A 12,769-nucleotide genomic window follows, 5' to 3' on the forward strand; every position below is an offset into this window, starting at 1 on the left:
TTCGTGCTGGTGATCGGCGGCATCTACCTGGGGGTGTTCACGCCCACCGAGGCGGCCGGCATCGGCGCCATGGGCGCCTTCCTGATCGCCCTGATTCGCCGCGCGCTGACGCCGCGGGTGCTGATGGCGGTGCTGATGGACACGGTGCGGACCACGGCGATGCTGTTCGCGGTGGTGCTGACGGCGCTGATCTTCGCCAACTTCGTCAACCGGGCCGGGCTGCCCAATGACCTGCTGGCGCTGGTCAACGGGCTGAACGTGGCGCCCTTCGTGGTGATCCTGACGATCATCGCCATCTACGTGGTGCTGGGCTGCGTGTTCGAGAGCATGTCGATGCTGCTGCTGACGGTGCCGGTGTTCTTCCCGGTGGTGGCGGGGCTGGGCTACGACCTGGTGTGGTTCGGCATCCTGGTGGTGATCGTGATCGAGATCAGCCTGATCACGCCGCCGGTGGGGATGAACGTCTTCGTGCTGCGGGCGGTGCTGCCGGACGTTTCCACGGGGACGATCTTCCGTGGCGTGACGCCGTTCTGGGTGGCCGGTACGATACGGGCGCTGCTGGTGCTGGTGTTCCCGGCGATCGTGCTGTTCCTGCCCCAGCTGCTCTATTGAGGGCCGACCGTGGCGCCGGGTCGCAGCAGCGCGCGGCTGCATAAGCGACACCATTTATAGATTTGAAATCTTTGAAGTGTATCAAGAAGCCCCCGGTTTGACCTCGGTCAAACCGGGGGCTTCTCCTTTCCACTAAGCTGACAGCATGCCATGAAGTGATACCAGAGAAAGGAGAGCGTTATGGAGAGGCTGTCAGATTATATTCAGGGCGAGCGGGTCGTTCGCGAGCTGCGCCGCCACGCCCCCGAGGCGCTCGAGCAACTGGCCCGGGACCTGGAGCAGCCGCTCAGTCCGCCGCTGGAGAAGGCGGTGGCGCGCAGCCTGGACGACCGTCGGGTGGCCGACTTCCGCTCCTCCGAGGTGCTGATGCCGGCGATGATGACCACCTTCGCGGTGGACCCGGCGGCCATCGCCGAGGCGGAGCTGGCCGGGCTCGAGGAGCGATGCAACCGCTGCTCCGAGGTGGGCCGCTGCTGGCAGGCGATGCGCGCCTTCTCCGAGGCCGAGGCGTGCCGCGGCTTCTGCCCCAACGCCGAGGCCTTCATGGGCCGCGGGGACCGGGAGGCCGAACCGGCGACGGCATAAGACGCAGGAGGCCGCACCCAGCCTCTCTCGGCTGGGCGCGGTCGTCGCATGTAGGGGAGTCGTCGAATGGGATGGTGGGTAGGCCGGGGCCGGGGCCGCGGCCCCGGCAGGCGGCTTGGCAGGGAGCGCTGGTGGCGACTACTGTCGCTTCGCCACCAGGGTCAGGATGTCATAGCTGGCCACCAGCTCGTCGTGCTGGTTGGTGACCGCCACGTCCCACATGACCACGCCCTGGGGGTGCCCCTCGGGAGAGGTACGGCCCTGGTCGATCTTGCGCTTGCAGGTGAGGCGCGCACGGATGGTGTCGCCGATGGCGACCGGGGTGATGAACCGCAGGGTGTCGAGGCCGTAGTTGGCCAGCACGGGGCCCTCGCCCGGGTAGACGAACAGGCCGGCGGCGGCGGAGAGCACGAAGTAGCCGTGGGCGATGCGCTGGCCGAACTGGGTCTCCTTGGCGGCGATCTCGTCGAAGTGCATGTAGAAGTGGTCGCCGGAGAGGCAGCCGAAGTTGACGATGTCGGCTTCGGTGACGGTGCGGCGATGGGTCAGCAGGGACTCGCCCACCTGCAGGTCGTCGAAGTGGCGACGGAAGGGGTGAATATCGTGTTCGATCACCCGGGCGCCACGCACGTATTCACGGGTCACCGCGGCGACCATGGTGGGCGAGCCCTGGATGGCGGTGCGCTGCAGGTAGTGATGCACCGCGCGGATGCCGCCGAGCTCTTCCCCGCCGCCGGCGCGACCGGGGCCGCCGTGCTTGAGCATCGGCAGCGGTGAGCCGTGCCCGGTGGACTCCCTGGACGCTTCGGCGTCGAGGATATGCAGGCGGCCATGCTGGGCGGCCAGTACCGGGATCATCTCGGCGGCGATGGCCGGGTCCCGGGTGGTCAGGGTGGTGACCAGGCTGCCCTTGCCCTTGGCGGCGAGGGCCAGGGCCTCGTCGATGCCGTGGTAGGGCATCAGGGTCGTCACCGGGCCGAAGGCCTCGATGTCGTGGGCGCCGCCATCGTTCAACGGGTTGCGGTTGACCAGCAGGTGGGGGGCGATATAGGCGCCGTTCTCCACGCCTTCCCCCACGGGCTTGAGGCCCTCGGCACGCCCATAGACGCATTCGCTGGTGGCCAGCAGGCGTTCGATGGCGTCCGTGACGTCACGGAGCTGGTCCCGGGAGGCGAGCGCGCCCATGCGCACGCCCTCCTCGGCCGGATTGCCGAAGGTGATCTTGTCCAGGCGCTCCGTGAGGCGTTCGACCAGGGCATCCAGCCGTTCGGCCGGCACCAGCACGCGACGGATGGCGGTACATTTCTGGCCGGCCTTGGCGGTCATCTCCTTCACCACTTCCCTGGCGAAGATATCGAACTCGTCGTCCTCCGGCGTGACGTCCGGGGCCATGATGGCGCTGTTGAGAGAATCCGCTTCGGCATTGAAGGGGATGCTCTTCGCCATGATGTTGGGGTGGCTCTTGAGCTTCAGGGCGGTGCTGGCAGAGCCGGTGAAGGTGACGAAGTCCTGCTCTTCCAGCCGGTCCAGCAGGTCGCCGGTGCCGCCGATGACCAGCTGCAGGGCCCCCTCGGGCAGCAGGCCGGAGTCGTTGATGACGCGCACGGCGGCTTCCGTGAGGTAGCTGGTGGCGGTCGCCGGCTTGACGATGCAGGGCATGCCCGCCAGGAAGGCCGGGGCGAACTTCTCCAGCATCCCCCAGATGGGGAAGTTGAAGGCGTTGATGTGCACGGAAACACCGCGGCGGGGCACCAGGATATGGGTGCCGTTGAAGTGGTTATCCTTGCCCAGCTGGGTCACGGGCCCTTCATGGGCCACGTTGCCGGAGGGCAGCTCCTTGCGGCCGGTGGAGGCGTAGGTGAACAGGGTGCCGAAGCCGCCGTCGATGTCGATCCAGGAATCGGCTCTGGTGCAGCCGGTATGATGAGAGATCGCGTAGAGCTCATCCTTGCGGCCCTGGATGTAGATGGCCAGTTCCTTGAGGATGGCGGCCCGCTGCTGGAAGTCCAGCGCCAGGAGGTTCCTTACGCCGATGCGGCGGGCGTAGTCGACCGCCTGGGCGAAGTCGATGGCTTCCTCATGGGTATGGGCAACGGTATCGCCGTTGACGGCGCTGGGCAGCGCCCTGGCGGGCGTTTCCCCCAGCCACTGGCCGGCAATGAAACTCTGAAGGACGGACATCAGGTGTTCTCCCAGTGAAAAGTGTGGGCCGGTGACTCACGTCGGTGAGTCACCCTGACTAGAGCGGGGCGCAATGGGGGCGCATCGAGAGGGACGGGTGGCTCGGCCAGGCTCAGCGCTGATCGAAATCGAGCGTCACTTCATCGGAAAGGGGATGAGCCTGGCAGCTCAGCACATAGCCCGCTTCGATCTCATGCTTCTCCAGGCCGTGGGTCACGTCCATGTCGACTTCGCCGACGACCAGCTTGCACTTGCAGGTGGAGCAGACGCCCGCCTTGCAGGAGTAGGGAAGGTCCATGCCGTTGGCAATGCCGGCGTCCAGGATGTTCTCGCCCACCGTGGCCAGGTCGAACATCACCGAGCGGCCATCGGCGACCACGGTGACCTTGCTGGTCTTCTCCTCACCGTATTCCGCGATGCGCTGCTGTGCCTTCTCGAGCATCTTCCTGGAGTCTGCCGCGGAGTTGGCGAAGAGTTCGTAATGGATCTGCTCATTGCTAAGGCCCTCGAGGCGGAAGCCATGGGAGACTTCAGCCATCATGGCCTCGGGGCCGCAGATAAAGGCCTCGTCGGTATTCCTGATATCGATCAGGCCGCTCTTCTGCAGGGCATAGCCTTTCCTGTTGTCGATGATGCCGTTAAGAAGGTCTGCTCCCTGATCCTCGTAGTTCATGATGTTGATCCACTGGAAGCGGTCCAGGTGGCGGTTCTTCACGAAGCTCAGCTCATCCTTGAACATGACCGAGTTGCTGCGGCGGTTGCCGTAGATCAGTGTCACCCTGCTCTCGGGCTCCATGTCGAGCACCGACTTGATGATGGACAGGATCGGTGTGATGCCGGAACCCGCGGCAATGCACATGTAGCGCTTGGCGTTCCCGGGATCTAGCGGGGTATGGAAGTTCCCCTGGGGCGGCATGACATCGATCTCCATGCCGCGCTTGAAATGGTCGTTGGCGAAGTTGGAGAACACTCCGTTCTTGACGCGCTTTATCCCGACGCGCATGTGCCCGTCATTGACGCCGGAGCAGATGGAGTAGGAGCGGCGCACCTCCTCTCCCTCGATTCGGGTCCGCAGCGTCAGGAACTGGCCCTGAATGAAGTTGAAGGTTTCCTTCAGCTCATCGGGAACATCGAAGGTCACGCGGATGGCGGTATCTGTTTCCGGCTGGACGTCGGCGATTCTCAACGTATAGAAGTTCGTGTCAGACATCACGTAGCCTATATTTTCTTGAAATAATCGAAGGTCTCCCTGCATGCCTGGCACTGGAACAGTGCCTTGCAGGCAGTGGAGCCGAATTCGCTGAGGAGTCGTGTATCACTCGAGCCACAATGCGGGCACAGTGCATGGGCATCCGGTGTCAGGCCGTCCTCGGTGGCATCGGCATCTTCCGGGGGGGCGACCCCATAGTTACGCAGTTTTCGACGCCCCTCCGGCGACATCCATTCGGAACTCCAGGCCGGTGATAGCTGAACCTTGACTTCATGGCTGCTGTAGCCTTTTGCGCTCAGGGCAGCCGCGATATCTTCGGTAATGGTATCCATTGCCGGGCAGCCGGAATAGGTCGGTGTTATGGTCACGATAATGTGTTCACCCCGACGCTCGATATCACGCAGGATCCCGAGATCCCAGATGCTCAACACCGGTATTTCAGGATCCTTGACCTCATCGAGCAGATCCCAGAGCGCCCTGACCTCGGACGCGTCACGCTGTCTCAGCCGGTGGTAATGTTCTTCCGGCATCAATGAAATTGCACTCATGATCGGGCACCCGTTACGCGGTTACCACTGGCAGCCAGGGTAGGAGCGGTGTACGAACTGCATTTCCGTCAGCAGGTGGCCCAGGTTCTCGGTGTGATAGCCGATGCGCCCACCGCGCACTGCCCAGCCATCTTCCGGCACGCTCAGGGTCGCTTCCGTGAGGATGCTGCTGACCTGCCGATGCCACTCGTCACGCAGCCTGGTGGTGTCGACGGCAATGCCGCTGTCGGCCAGCAGTCGCTCGGTCTCGTCCATCTCGAACATCTCGTGGGTGTATCCCCACAGGCTGTCCAGTGCGGCCTGGGTGCGTCGATGACTCTCTTCGGTGCCATCGCCCAGACGCAGCACCCAGTCCCGGCTTCGGCGCAGGTGATAGCGGCTCTCCTTGATCGCCTTGGCGGCGATGGCGGCCAGGGTATCGTCCCTGGACTCGGCGAGCTGGGGCAGCAGCAGGTTGTAGTAGACATCGATGAGCAGCTGGCGAACCTGGGAGTAGGCAAAGTCTCCCCTCGGCATCTCCATCAGCAGCAGGTTCTGGTACTGACGGTCGTCGCGCATGTAGGCGAAGTCGTCCTCGGTGCGCCCATCGCTGGCCAGCTCCGACGCATAGCCGTAGAACATGCGGGCGCGACCGATGTAGTCCAGCGCCACGTTGGCATAGGCGATGTCTTCCTCCAGGAAGGGGCCATGACTGACCCATTCGGAGATTCGGTGACCCAGGACGTTGGCGTCATCGCCCAGGCGAACCGCATATTCGAGGGTGGCATCCTTGAGGGTATCACTCATTACGTAGTCTCCTGAGCGGCTACATGTTGTTGACGGCATCGGGGAGTTCGTAATAAGTCGCGTGCCGATAGGGTTTGTCATCGTTGGGATCGAAGAAGTCTTCCGCGTCGTCTTCCTGTGAGGCGCAGATGTCGCTTGACTTGACCACCCAGATGCTTACGCCTTCGCTGCGTCGGGTATAGACATCTCGGGCATACTCCAGCGCCTGTTCGTGGTCTTCGGAGTGCAGGCTGCCGACATGCTTGTGGTCGAGCCCGCGCTTGGAGCGGATAAAGACCTCAAAGAGTTCCAGGGCGTTGTCTTGCATGACGATAACTCCTCAGGCGGCTTCGGTGTGCTTGGCTTGTTTCTTGGCGTTGTAGGCAGCCAGCGCTTCACGCACCCAGGCGCCTTCCTGGTGCGCCTTGATATGGTGCTCCAGGCGCTGACGGTTGCAGTGACCGTTACCGGCGATCACGTTATGGAACTCCTCCCAGTCGATCTCGCCGCTGTCGTAGTGGCCGCGTTCCTCGTTCCACTTCAGGTCCTTGTCCGGGTGCTCGAGCCCCAGGAATTCGATCTGTGACGCGGTCTGGTCGATGAACTTCTGCCGGAGGTCATCGTTGGTCTCGCGCTTGATCTTCCACTCCATGGACTTGGCGGAGTGCGCGGACTCGGAGTCGTGGGGACCGAACATCATCAGTGCCGGCCAGTAGAACCGGTTCAGCGCGTCCTGGGCCATGGCCTTCTGTTCGGGACTGCCGTTGACCAGGCTCAGCATGATGTCGTAGCCCTGACGCTGATGGAAACTCTCTTCCTTGCAGATGCGAATCATGCCGCGGGAGTAGGGGCCATAGGAGGTGCGCTGCAGGGATACCTGGTTGACGATGGCTGCGCCATCCACCAGCCAGCCGATCGCCCCCATGTCGGCCCAGGTCAGGGCCGGGTAGTTGAAGATGGAGGCGTACTTGGCCCGGCCGCTCTGCAGTGCCTCGATCATCTCGTCGCGGGAGATTCCCAGGGTCTCCGCCGCGCTGTAGAGGTAGAGCCCGTGGCCGGCCTCATCCTGGATCTTCGACAGCAGGATCGCCTTGCGGCGCAGGGAGGGGGCCCGGGTGAGGAAGTTGCCCTCCGGCTGCATCCCGATGACTTCGGAATGCGCATGCTGGGAGATCTGGCGTATCAGGTTCTTGCGGTACTTCTCGGGCATCCAGTCCTTGGGCTCGATCTTCTCTTCAGCCTTGATCTTGTCCATAAACTGCTGTTCTTGAAGAGATAGCTGCTGTTCGGAGGACATCGTGACACTCTCCATTGTTGGATTTGAGCCTGTGCTGCTCGAGCTGTCAGCTCAGCATAGCAGATAGACCGTAAAAGCGACACGATAAACAAGATCCAAAAGTTTAATCTGTGTCGCAATTGTCGATCAGCGCAGGTCCTTGACGCGCCTGGCCTTGCCGACGGAGCGCATGACCTCCTCCACGCCGCAGACATCGACCTGGGTGCTGATGCCCACGTAGGTCTTGATGGCGTGCTGCAGGTGCTTGCCCAGCTGCTCGCAGGTCACCGGGTCCCGGGCCACGTCGTTGCTGCATGCCTCGACGCGGACCCGGACCATGTCCATGTTGCCCTGGCGGGTGACCTCGATCTCGTAGTGGGGGGAGAGCTGCTCGATCTTGAGCAGCTGCTCCTCGATCTGGGTCGGGAAGACGTTGACCCCGCGGATGATCAGCATGTCGTCGCTGCGGCCGGTGATCTTGTCGATGCGGCGCATGGGACGCGCGGTGCCCGGCAGCAGGCGGGTGAGGTCGCGGGTGCGGTAGCGGATCACTGGCAGCGCCTCCTTGGTGAGGGTGGTGAAGACCAGCTCGCCATACTCGCCGTCCGGCAACACCTCGCCGGTGACCGGGTCGATGATCTCGGGGTAGAAGTGGTCCTCCCAGATGGTCGGGCCATCCTTGGTCTCCAGGCACTCCATGCCCACCCCCGGCCCCATCACCTCGGAGAGGCCGTAGATGTCCAGGGCGTCGATGCCCAGGCGCCGCTCCAGCGCCAGGCGCATGTCGTTGGTCCAGGGCTCGGCGCCGAAGATGCCGGCGCGCAGCGGCAGCTGGTGCGGGTCGATGCCCTGGCGCTCCATCTCGTCGGCGATGTTGAGCATGTAGGAGGGGGTGACCATGATGATGTCCGGCTGGAAGTCGCGGATCAGCTGGACCTGCTTCTCGGTCTGGCCGCCGGACATCGGGATCACCGCGCAGCCCAGGCGCTCGGCGCCGTAGTGGGCGCCGAGCCCGCCGGTGAACAGGCCGTAGCCGTAGGCCACGTGCACCTTGTCGTTGCGGGTGCCGCCGGCGGCACGGATGGAGCGGGCCACCACGTCGGCCCAGGTGTCGATGTCACGCTGGGTGTAGCCCACCACGGTGGGCTGGCCGGTGGTGCCGCTGGAGGCGTGGACCCGCACGATCTCGCTCATCGGCGTGGCGAACATGCCGAAGGGGTAGTGGTCGCGCAGGTCGGCCTTGGTGGTGAAGGGGAGCTTGCCTAGGTCCTCGAGGCTCCTGACATCCTCGGGGTGCACGCCGGCGCGGTCGAAGGAGTCGCGATAGAAGGGCACGTTGTCGTAGGCGTGCTTGAGGCTCCACTGCAGGCGCTGGACCTGGGTGGCGCGCAGCTCGTCGAGGCTGGCGGTCTCCAGGGGGTCGAGGCTGGCGGTGTCGATACGCTTCACGGTCTGGTTCATCGGGAATCTCCGGTCGCAGGGGATGTTGTTGTGCGCTGTCTCAGAGGCGCTCGATGATCAGGGCGATGCCCTGACCCACGCCGATGCACATGGTGCACAGCGCGTAGCGTCCCTGCCGGCGTTCCAGTTCATGCAGGGCGGTGGTCACCAGGCGGGCCCCGCTCATGCCCAGCGGGTGGCCCAGGGCAATGGCGCCGCCATTGGGGTTGACGTGCCCGGCGTCGTCGGGAAGGCCGAGGTCGCGGGTCACGGCCAGCGCCTGGGCGGCGAAGGCCTCGTTGAGCTCTATCACGTCCATCTGGTCGAGGGTCAGGCCGGTCTGTTCGAGCACCTTGCGGCTCGCCGGGGCCGGGCCGAAGCCCATGATGCGCGGCTCGACGCCGGCGGTGGCCATGCCCACCACCCGGGCGCGGGCCCGGAGTCCGTAGCGCTCGGCGGCTTCCGGCGAGGCGAGCAGCAGGGCGCAGGCGCCGTCGTTGACCCCGGAGGCGTTGCCGGCGGTGACGCTGCCGCCCTCGCGGAAGGGGGTGGGCAACTTGGCCAGCTGCTCCAGGGTGGTGGAGGCACGGGGGTGCTCGTCGGTATCGACCACCTGCGGCGCCTGCTTGCGGCGCGGCACCTCGACGGGAACGATCTCCTCGGCCAGGCGGCCCGCCTCCATGGCGGCGGCGGTGCGCTGCTGGCTGCGCAGGGCGAAGGCGTCCTGGTCTTCCCGGGAGATGTTGAACTGCTCGGCGACGTTCTCGGCGGTCTCCGGCATGGAGTCGATGCCGAACTGCGCCTTCATCTGGCGATTGACGAAGCGCCAGCCGATGGTGGTGTCGAAGACCTCGGCGCTGCGCGAGAAGGCCTGCTCGGCCTTGCCCATCACGAAGGGCGCCCGGGACATGGACTCGACGCCGCCGGCGATCATCAGCCCCGCCTCGCCCGCCTTGATGGCGCGGGCGGCGTTGCCGATGGCGTCCATGCCGGAACCGCACAGGCGGTTGAGGGTGGTGCCGGGCACCTCCACCGGCAGGCCGGCCAGTAGCGCCGACATGCGGGCCACGTTGCGGTTGTCCTCGCCGGCCTGGTTGGCGCAGCCGTAGAAGATGTCGTCGATCTCTGTCCACTCGACCGTGGGGTTGCGCGCCATCAGGGCGCGCAGGGGCACGGCGCCCAGGTCGTCGGGACGTACCGGGGAGAGGGCGCCGCCGTAGCGGCCGATGGGGGTGCGGATGGCGTCGATGATCAGGGCGTCTTTCATGCTTGGCTCTCTGCGGCGGTCTCTTCCAGGCGGCGAACGGTGCCGCGGATCTTGTAGGAGCGGCCGCGGAACAGGGCGACCTCATCGCCGTGCTGGTTGCGCACGGTGATGTCGTAGATACCGGTGCGGCCGCGGCGGCTGCGCTCCTCGGCGGTGGCGGTGAGCACGTCGCCGAGCTGGCCCGGGCCCAGGTAGTCGATGCTGCAGCCCGACGCCACGGTGGCCTCGTCATAGCTGTTGCAGGCGAAGGCGAAGGCGGAGTCCGCCAGGGTGAAGATGAAGCCGCCGTGGCAGTGGCCGTGGCCCTGCACCATCTCCTCGCGCACGGTCATGGTCAGCACGGCGCGCCCCGGGGCCACGCTCTCGATGCGCATGCCCAGGCCCCGGCTGGCGTTGTCGCGGGAGAACATGGCGTCGGCGCAGGCCTCGGCCAGCTGCTGGGGGCTCAGATCGCGATCAGTCATGGAAGGTCTCCTCGGCCAGGGCCTTGCGTCGCAGCAGGAAGGAGGCGCGGTAGCGCTCCTCGCCGTAGCTCTGCTGCAGGTGGGTCAGGGTGCGGTGGACGAAGGCCAGGCCCAGCGCATCGGCCCAGGCCAGGGGCCCGCGCGGGTAGTTGACGCCGGCCTGCATGGCGAGATCGCCGTCCCGGGCGCTGCACACGCCCTGGAGCACGGCGTCGGCGGCCTCGTTGGCGAGCATCGCCACGGTGCGCAGCACCGCGAGGCCAGGGGTATCGGTGAGCCAGGCAACGTCCAGGCCCAGGCGCTGGAAGAGCGCGGTGGCCTGCTCGCGGGCCTCGGCGTCGACGCCGGGGCTTGCCGCCAGGGCAATGGCGCTGGCGTGCCCGTAGTCCAGACAGAGATCGAACAGCACCAGGGCCTCGAGGCCCTCGTCCCGGGCACGCTCGGCGGCGCAGCGACCGTCGCTCAGCGCGAGCGTCAGGCCGCCCAGGCGCAGGCGGGCCTCGCCGGAGATGCTCTCCCGGCGCACCACCGCGACACCGGCGGCCTCGGCGCGGGCCACCAGCGGCGCGATGGCGCCGAGCTGGCCTTCGGCCACCAGCGGCGGCAGCTCGGCCTCGGCGGCGGGAGCGAAGTCGGGCGCGACGGAGGTGGCACCGTCACGCTGCCCTTCACGCTCTCGATAGTCGTAGAAGCCCTGGCCGCTCTTGCGCCCCAGTCGGTCGGCCTCCACCAGTGCCTGCTGCACCAGGGAGGGCTCGAAGCGGGTGTCGCCGTAGTAGGCGTCGAACACCGAGCGGGTCACGGCGTAGTTGACGTCGTGGCCGATCAGGTCCATCAGCTCGAAGGGCCCCATGCGAAAGCCGCCGGCCTGGCGCAGCAGGGCGTCCAGGGTGGCGGGGGCGGCCACGCCCTCCTGCATCAGGCGCAGCCCCTCGGCGTAGAAGGGGCGGGCGACGCGGTTGACGATGAAGCCGGGCGTGGAGCTGGCGTGGACCGGCACCTTGCCCCAGGCCGCGGCGGTGGCATGGAGGGTCTCGGCGACCTCGGCGTCGGTGGCCAGGCCCGAGATCACCTCGACCAGCTTCATCACCGGCGCGGGGTTGAAGAAGTGCAGGCCGGCCACGCGCTCGGGGCGCTCGAGGCCGGCGGCGATGGAGGTGATGGAGAGCGAGGAGGTGTTGCTGGTGAGCAGGGTGTCGGGGCCGCAGAGGGCCTCCAGCTCGGCGAAGACGCCGCGCTTGACCTCCAGGTTCTCGACGATGGCCTCCACCACCAGGCGGCTGTCGGCAAGCTCCGCCAGGGTGGCGGCCGGCGCCATGCGCGCGATGATGGCGTCGACCTCGTCCTGAGCCATCTTGCCCCGGGCCACGCGCTTCTCGAGCTGGCGGCGCACGCCATCGATGCCGGCCCGGGCGGCGCCGTCGCGGTTGTCGTAGAGGCGCACCGGATGGCCGGCCTGGGCCGCCACCTGGGCGATGCCGGCGCCCATGGCGCCGGCGCCGATCACGGCGATGATGTCGTGGGTTGCGAGGGCGGGCATCTCACTCCCCCTTGAAGCTGGTGTGTGAAGCGCGTTTGTCCATCCGCGCACCAAGCGCGTGAGCCGTCGTCAGGACGAGCATGGTCACTCCCCCTTGAAGCTGGGCTGGCGTTTCTCCATGAAGGCGGCCACGCCCTCGCGGTAGTCGGCGGTGCGGCCGGCCAGGCGCTGCAGGTCGCGCTCCAGGTCGAGCTGGGCGTCGAAGTCGTTGTCGGCGCTGGCGTGCAGGGCGCGCTTGATCAGCGCCAGGCCCCGGGTCGGCTGGGTGGCCAGGTGGCGGGCCAGGGTGAGCGCCTCGTCCTGCAGGGATTCGTCGTCCACCACCTTCCAGATCATGCCCCACTGCTCGGCCTGCTCGGCGCTGAGCTTGTCGCCCAGCATGGCCAGCCCCTTGGCGCGGGCCATGCCCACCAGGCGCGGCAGGCTCCAGGTGCCGCCGGAATCCGGCACCAGGCCGATCCGGCAGAAGGCCTGGATGAAGCTGGCGGAGCGCGCCGCCAGCACGATGTCGCAGGTCAGGGCGATGTTGGCACCGGCGCCGGCGGCCACGCCGTTCACCGCACAGACGGTGGGGAAGGGGAGGTCGCGCAGGGCGCGCAGCATGGGGTTGTAGCGCTTCTCGAGGGATTCGCCCAGGTCCGGCGCCTCGGCGCCGGGGGCCACGTTGCGGTCGGAGAGGTCCTGGCCGGCGCAGAAGCCGCGGCCGTTGCCGGTGAGCAGCAGGGCGCGCACGCTGCTGTCCTGGCGCACGGCCTTGAGGGCCTGGCGCATCTCGGCGTGCAGCTCGGCGTTGAAGCTGTTGAGGCTGTCGGGGCGGTTCAGCGTGAGGCGGGCGACGCCGTCTTCCACGGTGTAGAGCAGGGGCGCTTCACTCATGATCG

Annotated in this window: 13 protein-coding genes; 2 read left to right on the forward strand and 11 right to left on the reverse strand. The window is 66.5% G+C overall.

Features of this window, described 5'->3' with window-relative positions; genetic code table 11:
- Together BDK63_RS07930 and BDK63_RS07935 are read left to right on the forward strand one after the other, a co-directional pair.
- A partial coding sequence (locus BDK63_RS07930; RefSeq protein WP_183330834.1) for a TRAP transporter large permease subunit occupies positions 1-612 on the forward strand: 612 nt, incomplete at its 5' end.
- 180 nt (positions 613-792) lie between these two features.
- A complete protein-coding gene (locus BDK63_RS07935; RefSeq protein ID WP_183330835.1) occupies positions 793-1,197 on the forward strand; it encodes a hypothetical protein in 405 nt (134 codons plus the stop codon).
- 138 nt (positions 1,198-1,335) lie between these two features.
- Here the strand turns inward: BDK63_RS07935 and paaZ are convergent, their stop codons facing one another.
- The 11 genes from paaZ to paaG all read right to left on the reverse strand — a co-directional run bounded on the left by paaZ (position 1,336) and on the right by paaG (position 12,764).
- Positions 1,336-3,378, reverse strand: a complete 2,043-nt coding sequence (gene paaZ, locus BDK63_RS07940; RefSeq protein ID WP_183330836.1) for a phenylacetic acid degradation bifunctional protein PaaZ — start codon at positions 3,376-3,378, stop codon at positions 1,336-1,338.
- Between the two features lie 112 nt (positions 3,379-3,490).
- A complete protein-coding gene (paaE, locus tag BDK63_RS07945; RefSeq protein WP_281379260.1) occupies positions 3,491-4,633 on the reverse strand; it encodes a 1,2-phenylacetyl-CoA epoxidase subunit PaaE in 1,143 nt (380 codons plus the stop codon).
- Positions 4,597-5,136 (reverse strand): 1,2-phenylacetyl-CoA epoxidase subunit PaaD, encoded by a 540-nt coding sequence (gene paaD, locus BDK63_RS07950; protein ID WP_183330837.1) that lies wholly within the window; start codon positions 5,134-5,136, stop codon positions 4,597-4,599. Before paaD ends, paaE begins: the two co-directional genes overlap by 37 nt.
- Positions 5,137-5,157: 21 nt before the next feature.
- Complete coding sequence (paaC, locus tag BDK63_RS07955; protein WP_183330838.1) at positions 5,158-5,922, reverse strand: 1,2-phenylacetyl-CoA epoxidase subunit PaaC; 765 nt, start codon at positions 5,920-5,922, stop codon at positions 5,158-5,160.
- A gap of 19 nt (positions 5,923-5,941) precedes the next feature.
- Positions 5,942-6,229: a 1,2-phenylacetyl-CoA epoxidase subunit PaaB gene (gene paaB, locus BDK63_RS07960; protein ID WP_183330839.1), complete on the reverse strand. Its 288-nt coding sequence runs from the start codon at positions 6,227-6,229 to the stop codon at positions 5,942-5,944.
- Between the two features lie 12 nt (positions 6,230-6,241).
- Positions 6,242-7,198 carry a 1,2-phenylacetyl-CoA epoxidase subunit PaaA gene (gene paaA / locus BDK63_RS07965; RefSeq protein WP_246385949.1) on the reverse strand — a complete coding sequence of 319 codons (957 nt, stop codon included), beginning with the start codon at positions 7,196-7,198 and terminating at the stop codon, positions 6,242-6,244.
- A gap of 126 nt (positions 7,199-7,324) precedes the next feature.
- Positions 7,325-8,638: a phenylacetate--CoA ligase PaaK gene (gene paaK / locus BDK63_RS07970; protein ID WP_183330841.1), complete on the reverse strand. Its 1,314-nt coding sequence runs from the start codon at positions 8,636-8,638 to the stop codon at positions 7,325-7,327.
- Between the two features lie 40 nt (positions 8,639-8,678).
- Positions 8,679-9,884, reverse strand: a complete 1,206-nt coding sequence (pcaF, locus tag BDK63_RS07975) for a 3-oxoadipyl-CoA thiolase (protein ID WP_183330842.1) — start codon at positions 9,882-9,884, stop codon at positions 8,679-8,681.
- Positions 9,881-10,348 (reverse strand): hydroxyphenylacetyl-CoA thioesterase PaaI, encoded by a 468-nt coding sequence (gene paaI / locus BDK63_RS07980; protein ID WP_183330843.1) that lies wholly within the window; start codon positions 10,346-10,348, stop codon positions 9,881-9,883. The genes pcaF and paaI overlap by 4 nt, the downstream gene beginning before the upstream one ends.
- Positions 10,341-11,888 carry a 3-hydroxyacyl-CoA dehydrogenase PaaH gene (gene paaH, locus BDK63_RS07985; RefSeq protein WP_183330844.1) on the reverse strand — a complete coding sequence of 516 codons (1,548 nt, stop codon included), beginning with the start codon at positions 11,886-11,888 and terminating at the stop codon, positions 10,341-10,343. The genes paaI and paaH overlap by 8 nt, the downstream gene beginning before the upstream one ends.
- 84 nt (positions 11,889-11,972) lie before the next feature.
- Entirely contained in the window at positions 11,973-12,764 is a 792-nt protein-coding gene (gene paaG / locus BDK63_RS07990; RefSeq protein ID WP_183330845.1) for a 2-(1,2-epoxy-1,2-dihydrophenyl)acetyl-CoA isomerase PaaG, read from the reverse strand.
- Positions 12,765-12,769: the final 5 nt, after the last annotated feature.

The organism is Halomonas campaniensis (assembly GCF_014193375.1).
In the GTDB taxonomy this organism is placed as follows: Bacteria; Pseudomonadota; Gammaproteobacteria; order Pseudomonadales; family Halomonadaceae; genus Halomonas; species Halomonas campaniensis.

Coding starts and splice junctions, on each gene's coding strand:
- paaB (WP_183330839.1), bottom strand. CDS start 6,229: ATGCAAGACAACGCCCTGGAACTCTTTGAGGTCTTTATCCGCTCCAAG.
- BDK63_RS07935 (WP_183330835.1), top strand. CDS start 793: ATGGAGAGGCTGTCAGATTATATTCAGGGCGAGCGGGTCGTTCGCGAG.
- paaZ (WP_183330836.1), bottom strand. CDS start 3,378: ATGTCCGTCCTTCAGAGTTTCATTGCCGGCCAGTGGCTGGGGGAAACG.
- paaH (WP_183330844.1), bottom strand. CDS start 11,888: ATGCCCGCCCTCGCAACCCACGACATCATCGCCGTGATCGGCGCCGGC.
- paaC (WP_183330838.1), bottom strand. CDS start 5,922: ATGAGTGATACCCTCAAGGATGCCACCCTCGAATATGCGGTTCGCCTG.
- paaG (WP_183330845.1), bottom strand. CDS start 12,764: ATGAGTGAAGCGCCCCTGCTCTACACCGTGGAAGACGGCGTCGCCCGC.
- paaK (WP_183330841.1), bottom strand. CDS start 8,638: ATGAACCAGACCGTGAAGCGTATCGACACCGCCAGCCTCGACCCCCTG.
- paaI (WP_183330843.1), bottom strand. CDS start 10,348: ATGACTGATCGCGATCTGAGCCCCCAGCAGCTGGCCGAGGCCTGCGCC.
- paaA (WP_246385949.1), bottom strand. CDS start 7,198: ATGTCCTCCGAACAGCAGCTATCTCTTCAAGAACAGCAGTTTATGGAC.
- paaE (WP_281379260.1), bottom strand. CDS start 4,633: ATGCAGGGAGACCTTCGATTATTTCAAGAAAATATAGGCTACGTGATG.
- pcaF (WP_183330842.1), bottom strand. CDS start 9,884: ATGAAAGACGCCCTGATCATCGACGCCATCCGCACCCCCATCGGCCGC.
- paaD (WP_183330837.1), bottom strand. CDS start 5,136: ATGAGTGCAATTTCATTGATGCCGGAAGAACATTACCACCGGCTGAGA.